Consider the following 8911-nt stretch of genomic DNA (forward strand, 5'->3'; position numbering starts at 1 on the left):
CCTCCGCAGCCGGCCAGGCCGGGATAGACGCCCCCGCCGAGATCGACGGCCCGGCCAACCCCTGGCGCGTGCTCTGGCGTGCCGTCACCACCATCTGGAGCGTGCCCAAGGCCCGGATCGGCGTCGTGCTCCTCGGAGCATTCATCGCCATGGCCGTGTTCGCGCCCCTGCTGGCGCCGTACAGTCCCACCGACAACAGCTTCGGCCGCAGCGAAGACATGAGCGCCGCCCACTGGCTGGGCACGACCGCGGCCGGGCAGGATGTCCTCTCCCAGATCATCTCCGGCGCGCGGGTCTCCGTGTTCGTCGGCTTCGCCGCCGGCCTGTTCGCCACGCTCATCGCCGTGCTCGTCGGCCTGAGCTGGGGCTATGATCACCGGCTGGGCCTCCGGCGCCCGCGTGCTGCGGTCGCAGACCCAGTCCCTGCGCTCGCGGGACTTCGTCACGGCGGCCGTCTTCAGCGGCGAGAGCCCGGCCCGGGTCGTGTTCCGCGAGATCCTGCCGAACATGACCTCGCTGATCGTGACGAACTTCTTCGCCGCCGCGACCGCCGCCATCCTCGCGGAGGCCGGGCTGGAGTTCCTGGGGCTCGGCGACACCACCATCGTGAGCTGGGGCACCATGCTCTTCTGGGCGCAGAACAGCAACGCCCTGCTGACCGGCCAATGGATCGTGCTCTTCGCCCCCGGCCTCTGCATCTCCCTGCTCGCCACCTCGCTGAGCCTGATCAACTTCGGTGTCGACGGGTTGAGCAATCCGCGCCTCCGGGAAGGAGCCTCACGATGAGCCTCATGAGCGTTCGTGACCTGTCCGTCGTCTATTCCTCGCAGGGCGCCGAGCCCGTCTACGCGGTCAAGGACGTCTCCTTCGACCTCGAACCGGGCGAGTTCGTCGGCCTCGTCGGCGAATCCGGTTCCGGCAAGTCCACCCTCGGCTTCGCGCTGACCCGGCTGTCCAGGCCGCCGGCCGGGATCGGCGGAGGCAGCATCCTCTTCGACGGCGTCGACATCGCCGAGATGGACCCGAAGGCCGTGCGCGTGCAGCGCCAGGGCGGATTCGCCATGGTGCTGCAGTCCGGGATGAACGCGCTCAACCCTGTGCGCAGCATCCGGAACCACTTCTTCGACATCTTCGAGGCCCACGGCCACGTGTCCAGGCGCGACCGCGAGGCCCGGGCGCGGGAACTCGCCGGCAAGGTCGAACTGCCGGCCAGCGTGCTCGACCGCTTTCCCGGCGAACTGTCCGGCGGGATGCGCCAGCGCGTGTCGATCGCCCTGGCGCTCTCCCTGGAACCCCGGCTGATGGTGTTCGACGAGCCGACCACGGCCCTCGACGTGCTCGTGCAGCACGCCGTGATGGGCACCATCCGCGAGCTCCAGAAGTCCATGGGCTTCACGGCCGTGCTGATCAGCCACGACCTCGGCATCGTGCTCGAGGTGACCGAGCGGGTCATGGTCATGCACGAGGGCCGGATCGTCGAGGATGCGTCCTCCGCGGACATCCTGAACGCCCCCCGGCACGAGTACACCCGGATGCTGCTCAGCCACTACGGCGACCCTCGCGCGGAGGTCGTCGAGGTGCCCGGGCTCGTGTCGCGCGGCGCGGTGAGGCGCACGGATTTCGCGGGGCCGCCGGCCCCGGTGGCCGAGCCCCCGCTGGTCGAGCCCCCGCTGGTCGAGCCCCCGCTGGTCGAGCTTGTCGAGACCCCCGTCGCGACCGCACTGCTCGACCCCCCGGTGGTCGTGTCTCGACAGGCTCGACAACCGGGCGAGACCCTCGAGCCTCTCGACACGCCGACCCTCGCGCCGCCCCGTGCCCCCGCCCGCCGCCGGGAGGGCCGCGCCGCCCACCAGGCGATCGTCGTGTCCGGCGTCTCCAAGCTCTACCCCCGGCCCAGCCGCGCCGACCAGCCGGTGCTCGCCGTCGACGACGTGTCGTTCACCCTCGAACCCGGAGCGTCGATGGCGCTCGTGGGGGCCAGCGGCAGCGGCAAGAGCACGATCGCCAAAATGATCACCGGGATCGAGCATCCGACCTCCGGCAGCATCACCTTCGGCGACCTGAAGATCGACACGATCAAACGCCGGGGCCTGAAGCGCCTGCACCGCGAGGTCCAGATGGTGTTCCAGGACCCGTACGCGGCGCTGAACCCCCTGCACACCGTGGAGTACACGCTCACCCGGCCCGTCGTGAACTACTCGGGGCTGCGCGGCCGCGAGGCCCGGCGCCGGGTGCTCGAACTGCTCGAAACCGTCGGCCTGACCCCGGTGGAGCAGTTCGCGGCCCGCCTGCCGCACCAGCTCTCCGGCGGCCAGCGCCAGCGCGTCGTCATCGCCCGGGCGCTCGCCAGCGACCCGCAGGTGATCATCGCCGACGAGCCCGTGTCGATGCTCGACGTGTCCCTGCGCGCCGGACTGCTCGCCCTGCTCGAAAACCTCCGCGAAACCTGGGGCGTGAGCATGCTCTACATCACCCACGACCTGCTGAGCGCCCGGCTGGTCACCGACCAGATCATGGTGCTCAACAAGGGCCGGGTCGTCGAGGCGGGCAATACGGCATCCGTGCTGCAGAACCCGAAGGACGACTACACGGTGCGGTTGCTGGACGCGATCCCGAACCCCGGGCGGAGCTCCCCAGGCTCCCCGGGCGGCGCGGTATGACGCCCGCATACGCCCCGGCCGACCCTTTCGGGCGGATGCCCGTGCCGAGCGGCGTCGATGTTGTCGCGCTGCCCCTGCCGATCGGGCTGGTTACCGCGCTGCACGCCCGTCCGCTCGGCGCCGCCCGGGGGCTGGTGCTTTTCGTGCCGGGGTTCACCGGGTCGAAGGAAGACTTCCTGGACTTCCTGCCGGTGGTCGCGGCCGACGGCTGGGACGCCTGGGCTTACAGCCAGCGGGGACAGGCGGACTCCGTCGCCCCGGCGGGAGAAGAGAACTATTCGCTCGAGGCGTTCGCCGCCGACCTGGTCACGGTCGCCGGGCTGGTCGGCCAGGGCCGACCGGTGCACCTCGTGGGGCACAGCTTCGGCGGAGTCGTGGCGCGCGCCGCCGCGATCGCCTCGCCGGCACTCTTCGCCGACCTCACCCTGCTCTGCTCCGGTCCGCACGGCTGGCCTCGCCGCAACGCGAAGAACGCCGCGCTGGTCCGGGCGAAGGGATCCGCCGCCTGGTGGGACCGGGACAACCTGCACCTCGTCGGCCTGCCCGACGACGCCCTCACCGCCGACCAGGCGTTCAAGCGGCTGCGCCTGGCCCGCACCAGCGACGACAACCTCCTCGGCGCCGCGCGCATCCTCGCCGATGAGACCGACACGACCGCCGACCTGGCGGCGACCACCCTCCCCGTCCTCGTTGCCCACGGCGTCGACGACGGGGCCTGGCCGCAGGACTGGCAGCACGGCATGGCGGCCCGGCTCGGCGCGCCGTATGTGGTCATCCCGGCCGCTGCCCACTCGCCGCAGCGTGAGAACCCCGCCGCCACCGCCGCCGTGCTGAACGACTTCTGGGGGCGCCGGGCGCCCGCAGCATCCGACCCCACCGACCGATAGGGCACGCCCGGCACCCCGGGCAGCCCAGATGACAAGGAGCACCATGCAGAACTTTCCCGACGGATTCCTCTGGGGCGCCGCGACCGCCGCGCACCAGGTCGAAGGCAACAACGTCAACAACGACTGGTGGGTCAAGGAGCACGCGGCGGGCACGCAGATCGTCGAACCCAGCGGCGACGCGATGGACAGCTACCACCGCTACCGCGAGGACATGAGGCTGCTCGCGGACGCCGGCCTGAACTCCTACCGCTTCAGCATCGAGTGGAGCCGCATCGAGCCGGCGCCCGGCGAGGTCTCCCGCGCGGCGATCGACCACTACCGGCGGATGGTCGACGCCGCCCACGAGTTCGGACTCAACCCCGTCGTGACGCTGATGCACTTCACCGTTCCGCAGTGGATGTTCGCTCAAGGGTTCTGGCGCAACCCCGAGGCACCCGACCTGTTCGCAAGCTTCACCGAGGCCGCGCTGCCGATCGTCGCCGACGGCGTCGACTACGTCTGCACGATCAACGAACCGAACATCGCGGCCATGCTCGCCGGCGGGGAGACCGCGGCGAACCTGGTCGCGTTCGGCCTGCCCCGTCCCGATCTCCAGGTCGCGGATGCCCTGCTCGAGTCGCACAAGCGCTCGCGTGAGGTGCTCGCTTCGGTGAGCGGGCTCAAGTCCGGCTGGACCGTGGCCACGCAGGCCTTCCACTCGACGGGCGAACCCGGCGCGGACGAGAAGCTGCGCGAATACGCCTACCCGAGTGACGACTGGTACCTCGAGAACGCCCGCGGCGACGACTTCATCGGCGTGCAGGCCTACACCCGCACGTTCATCGGCCCGGACGGCCCCATCCCGGTGCGCGACGACGTCGAGACGACGCTCACCGGCTGGGAGTTCTTCCCGCCGGCGCTCGAACTCGGCGTACGCGCCGCCTGGGAGCTGAGCGGGCATGTGCCGGTCATGGTCACCGAGAACGGCATCGCCACCGCCGACGACACCCGCCGGATCGCCTACACCGACGGCGCCCTGCGCGGCCTGAAGGCGGCGATGGACGACGGCGTCGAAGTGCTCGGCTACCTGCACTGGAGCGCCCTGGACAACTACGAATGGGCCAGCGGATTCCGCCCGACGTTCGGCCTGATCGCCGTCGACCGGGAGACATTCGTGCGCACCCCGAAGCCGAGCCTCGCCTGGCTGGGCGAGGTCGCGAAGGCGAACGCGCTGCCCGAGGTGCCCGTGGACGCTGCCGTTCGCGTTCCCGCGCCCGTCGGGTAGCGCGCCGCGCTCCGGCGGGGGCATCGCGACAATCCCCGTTTCTGCCGAGAGTCGCCGTTCTACCGGGTCACCTCGGCAGAAACGGCGACTTTCGGCGTGGCCGACCCGGCGTGACTACGCCGTGCGCACGGTGATCCGGTTCGCCCAGGGGTCGTCGAAGCCGAGGGTCTGCCCGTCGTGGCGGGTCTGCACGCCGAAGTGGGACATCCGTTCGTTCAACGCACCGAGGTCGTCGGCGCCCGGAACGATGATGTCGACCTGCCCGAGGCCGAGCGCCAGGCGGCGCTTGCCCGAGCCCGCGCTGGTCCAGGTGTTCATCGCCATGTGGTGGTGGTATCCGCCGGCCGAGACGAACAGCGCGGAGGGGCCGAACGTGGCGGTGGCCTCGAAGCCGAGCTTGTCCACGTAGAACGCTCGGGCGCTGCCGACATCGCCGACGGACAGGTGCACGTGCCCGACGATGGCGTTGCCGAACGACGGGTTCGCCTGGCCCTCCTCGGTGAGGTGCTCGCCGATGAAGGCGTTCGGGTCGAGGTGGAGGGTATCCATCTCGACCTGCCCGTGCGCCCAGGTCCAACTCGAGCGGTCGCGGTCCCAGTAGAGCTCGATTCCGTTGCCCTCGGGGTCGGTGAAGTAGAAGGCCTGGCTGACCAGGTGGTCGGCGCTGCCGGTGAAGCTGCCCGGATGCTTCGTGCCGACGGAGTAGACCGCCGCGGCGAGCTGCGCCTGCGTCTCGAACAGGATGGCCGTGTGGAACAAGCCGGCCGAGCGCGGCTCCGGCGCGGCGAGCTCCGGCGCGTGCTGCAGGATCACGATCGGCGTCGTCCCGCGGCCGAGCACGGCGACCGGGCCCTCGTGGCTGAGCAGCTCGAGCGTGACGGCGTCGCGGTAGTACGTGATCATCGCGTCGAGGTTCCCGACGCGGAGGGTCACCGCGCCCATCCCGGTGTCGGCGGCCAGCAGGTCATTCGCAGATCGAGTAGTCACGACATCAACAACGGATGCCGCCGCCGCCGTATTCCGCCGGCGCGGCGGGGGAACGATGCGCGGGTGTTACGCCGCTGCGCGGGTGTTGCGCCACCCGCGCAGCGGCGTAACACCCGCGTAGCTCGTATCTTCCAGCCCGCGCCCTGCGAACTAGTCCTGGTGGATCTGGACCAGGTTGCCGCATCCGTCGTCGAAGACAGCCGCGATGCCGGACGGCCCGGCCGCCGGCGCGCTGGTGAAGCGCACGCCCAGGGCACCCAGCCGCTCGTAGTCGGCCCGCACGTCGGGGCTGCCGAAGACGATCGCCGGCATCCCGAGGCCGTACACCCCCTCCTGGTACGCCTTCGCGACCGGATTGTCGCTCGGCTCGAGGAGCAGACCGACCCCATCCGGGTCGTCGGGCGACTTCACCACATAGAGGCGGTACTCGGGCATCGCCACGAGTTCGGCGAAGCCCAGCGTGCCGGTGTAGAAAGCGAAGGCCGCGGCCGGGTCATCGACATGGATGCTGCACATCTTGATTCGCATGGGCAGCAGACTACTCGCCTGCCGTGGCCGGGGAACAGGCCCGCCGGAGCATCCGCTCGTGGGCACCGAGGCCGAGCCGCGGAGGCCGCCCCGCTAGGCCCCGGTCAGCCGCTCGAGCAGTTCCCGGTAGCGGGCGGCGGTCTGCGCGACGATCTCGGCCGGCAGCAGCGGCGGCTCGCCGGACTGGTCCCAGTGCGCGGCGAGCCAGTCGCGCACGATCTGCTTGTCGAAGCTGGCCATGCGCTCGGCCGGTGTCGTCCCGGTGCGCCACGCTGCGGCGTCCCAGTACCGGCTCGAGTCGCTCGTGAGCACCTCGTCGGCGAGCCGGGTCAGCCCGGTCTGCCGGTCAGCGCCGAACTCGAACTTCGTGTCGGCGAGGATCAGGCCCGCGTCCTCGGCGATGGCGGATGCCCGGCCGAAGATCTCGAGCGAGAGGTCGCGCAGCTCGGCCGCGGCATCCGCCCCCACCAGCTCGACCGTGCGCTCGAAGGAGATGTTCTCGTCGTGCGCGCCCAGCGGGGCCTTCCAGGCCGGCGTGTAGATGGGCTCCGGCAGGCGGTCGCCGTCGTGCAGGCCGGCCGGCAGCGGGATGCCGCACACCGTCTGCGAGGCCTGGTATTCCTTCCAGCCCGAGCCGGTGAGGTAGCCGCGCACGACACATTCGATCGGGTACATGTCGAGCGTCTGGCAGAGCATGGCGCGGCCCTCGACGGGGGCCGGGATCAGGCTCCCGGACAGGGTGTGCTCGGGCAGGAGGTGGTTGGGCACGCCGGTCAGCCGGTCGAACCACCACAGGCTGAGCGTGGTCAGCAGCTCGCCCTTGCCCGGGATGCCGGGCTCGAGCACGTGGTCGAACGCGCTCACCCGGTCGCTGGCCACCACGAGCACCCGCGGGGCCGCCGCGAGGTCCTGCGTGCCGTCCGGAATGTACAGGTCGCGAACCTTGCCGGAATAGGCGTGCCGCCAACCCGGAAGGTCGAGGGCGGCGGATGCTGTCGGCTGGCTGGGTGCGGTCACCGCTCCATTCTCTCGCAACTGCGCGTACGCTACTGAAGTCGGTCAGCGAGGCCCCGATCCCACCCCCTCCAGCAAGGACGTCAGTCGATGGAAAACGTCACGAAACCGTGGCCCGCGCTCTGGGCGCTCGTGCTCGGATTCTTCATGATCCTCGTCGACAGCACCATCGTGTCCGTCGCCACCCCGGCGATCATGACCGGGCTGGACGCGGACATCAACGCGGTGATCTGGGTGACCAGCGCGTACCTGCTCGCCTACGCGGTTCCGCTGCTGATCACCGGCCGGCTCGGCGACCGGTTCGGGCCGAAGAACATGTACCTGGGCGGACTCGTGATCTTCACCGCGGCATCCGTCTGGTGCGGCCTTTCCGGCGACATCACCATGCTCATCGTCGCCCGCGTCGTGCAGGGGCTCGGCGCGGCGTTGATGACGCCGCAGACCATGGCCGTGATCACACGCATCTTCCCGCCGGATCGCCGCGGCCAGGCCATGGGCCTCTGGGGCGCCGTGGCCGGCATCGCCACGCTCGCCGGGCCGATCCTCGGCGGGCTGCTCGTCGACGCGGCCGGCTGGGAGTGGATCTTCTTCATCAATGCCCCGGTCGGCGTGGTGGCGTTCATCATGGCCTGGCGGCTCGTGCCGCGCCTGACCACCCACCAGCACAAGTTCGACCTCCTCGGCGTGCTGCTCAGTGCCGTCGGCATGTTCCTCGTCGTGTTCGGCATCCAGGAGGGCGTGCGTTACGACTGGGGGCTCATCGCCGGCCCGTTCACCGTGCTGGGCCTCATCTTCACCGGCGTGTTCGTGCTCGCCGGCTTCGTGATCTGGCAGGCGGTGCAGAAGGGCGAGCCGCTGCTGCCGCTCGGCCTGTTCGCCGAACGCAACTTCTCGCTCTCCAACGTCGCCATCACCACGGTGGGCTTCGCGTTCACCGGCATGGCGATCCCGCTGATGATCTACGCCCAGACGGTGCGCGGCCTCACCCCTACCGAGTCGGCCCTGCTCCTCGTCCCGATGGCCCTGATCACCGGCGGACTCGCCCCCGTCGTCGGCAAGCTCGTCGACCGGACGAACCCCAAGTACATCGCGCTCACCGGGCTGGTCTTCCTGGCCGGTTCGCTCTTCTGGCTTGGGTCGATCATGAGCAAGGATGTCCCGATCTGGCACCTCCTCCTGCCGATCTCCCTGCTCGGACTGGCCAGCGCGGGGATCTGGGCGCCGCTGGCGACTACCGCGACCCGCAACCTGCCGCCCCGGGACGCGGGCGCCGGATCCGGGGTCTACAACACGACCCGCCAGGTCGGGGCCGTGCTCGGCAGCGCCGGCATCGCGGCCATCATGCAGGCGCGCCTGGCGGCCGAGCTCCCCGCAGGCGCGGGCGCGGCGGCGGAAGGCGGCTCGGGCGGGACCGGCGGCCTCCCCGAGGCGCTCCACGCGGGTTTCAGTGCCGCCATGGGCCAGTCGCTGTACCTGCCGGCGGCCGTGGCCCTGCTCGGCGCGCTGGCCGTGGCCTTCTTCGCCCGCCCGAAGGCTCCGGCCTGGGGGCCGCGGGCAGCCGCTGCCGCGCC

8 protein-coding genes are annotated in these 8911 nt (G+C 70.8%); 5 read left to right on the forward strand and 3 right to left on the reverse strand.

Annotated elements, in window-relative coordinates; genetic code table 11:
• Positions 1-369 precede the first annotated feature (369 nt).
• The 4 genes from E3O23_RS18505 to E3O23_RS05140 are packed head-to-tail and all read left to right on the forward strand — an operon-like array spanning position 370 to position 4811.
• Positions 370-786 carry an ABC transporter permease gene (locus E3O23_RS18505; protein ID WP_241983328.1) on the forward strand — a complete coding sequence of 139 codons (417 nt, stop codon included), beginning with the start codon at positions 370-372 and terminating at the stop codon, positions 784-786.
• Entirely contained in the window at positions 783-2660 is a 1878-nt protein-coding gene (locus E3O23_RS18510) for an ABC transporter ATP-binding protein (protein ID WP_166790410.1), read from the forward strand. Before E3O23_RS18505 ends, E3O23_RS18510 begins: the two co-directional genes overlap by 4 nt.
• The gene (locus E3O23_RS05135; RefSeq protein ID WP_134488814.1) at positions 2657-3547 is read left to right on the forward strand and encodes an alpha/beta fold hydrolase; all 891 of its coding nucleotides are present in this window, start codon (positions 2657-2659) and stop codon (positions 3545-3547) included. The genes E3O23_RS18510 and E3O23_RS05135 overlap by 4 nt, the downstream gene beginning before the upstream one ends.
• 43 nt (positions 3548-3590) lie before the next feature.
• Complete coding sequence (locus E3O23_RS05140; protein ID WP_134488816.1) at positions 3591-4811, forward strand: glycoside hydrolase family 1 protein; 1221 nt, start codon at positions 3591-3593, stop codon at positions 4809-4811.
• A gap of 114 nt (positions 4812-4925) precedes the next feature.
• On the opposite strand, the gene E3O23_RS05145 is transcribed toward E3O23_RS05140, so the two are convergent.
• The 3 genes from E3O23_RS05145 to E3O23_RS05155 form a co-directional block, all read right to left on the reverse strand.
• Complete coding sequence (locus E3O23_RS05145; protein WP_134488832.1) at positions 4926-5753, reverse strand: VOC family protein; 828 nt, start codon at positions 5751-5753, stop codon at positions 4926-4928.
• Positions 5754-5948: 195 nt separating this feature from the next.
• Positions 5949-6326, reverse strand: coding sequence for a VOC family protein (locus tag E3O23_RS05150; RefSeq protein ID WP_134488818.1), 378 nt, complete (start codon positions 6324-6326; stop codon positions 5949-5951).
• A 93-nt stretch (positions 6327-6419) separates the two neighbouring features.
• A complete protein-coding gene (locus tag E3O23_RS05155) occupies positions 6420-7343 on the reverse strand; it encodes a phosphoribosylaminoimidazolesuccinocarboxamide synthase (protein WP_134488820.1) in 924 nt (307 codons plus the stop codon).
• A gap of 87 nt (positions 7344-7430) precedes the next feature.
• Between E3O23_RS05155 and E3O23_RS05160 the strand changes: the two genes are divergently transcribed.
• A partial coding sequence (locus E3O23_RS05160; protein WP_134488822.1) for a DHA2 family efflux MFS transporter permease subunit occupies positions 7431-8911 on the forward strand: 1481 nt, incomplete at its 3' end.

This window comes from Cryobacterium tagatosivorans (genome assembly GCF_004402215.1).
Classification (GTDB): Bacteria; Actinomycetota; Actinomycetes; order Actinomycetales; family Microbacteriaceae; genus Cryobacterium; species Cryobacterium tagatosivorans.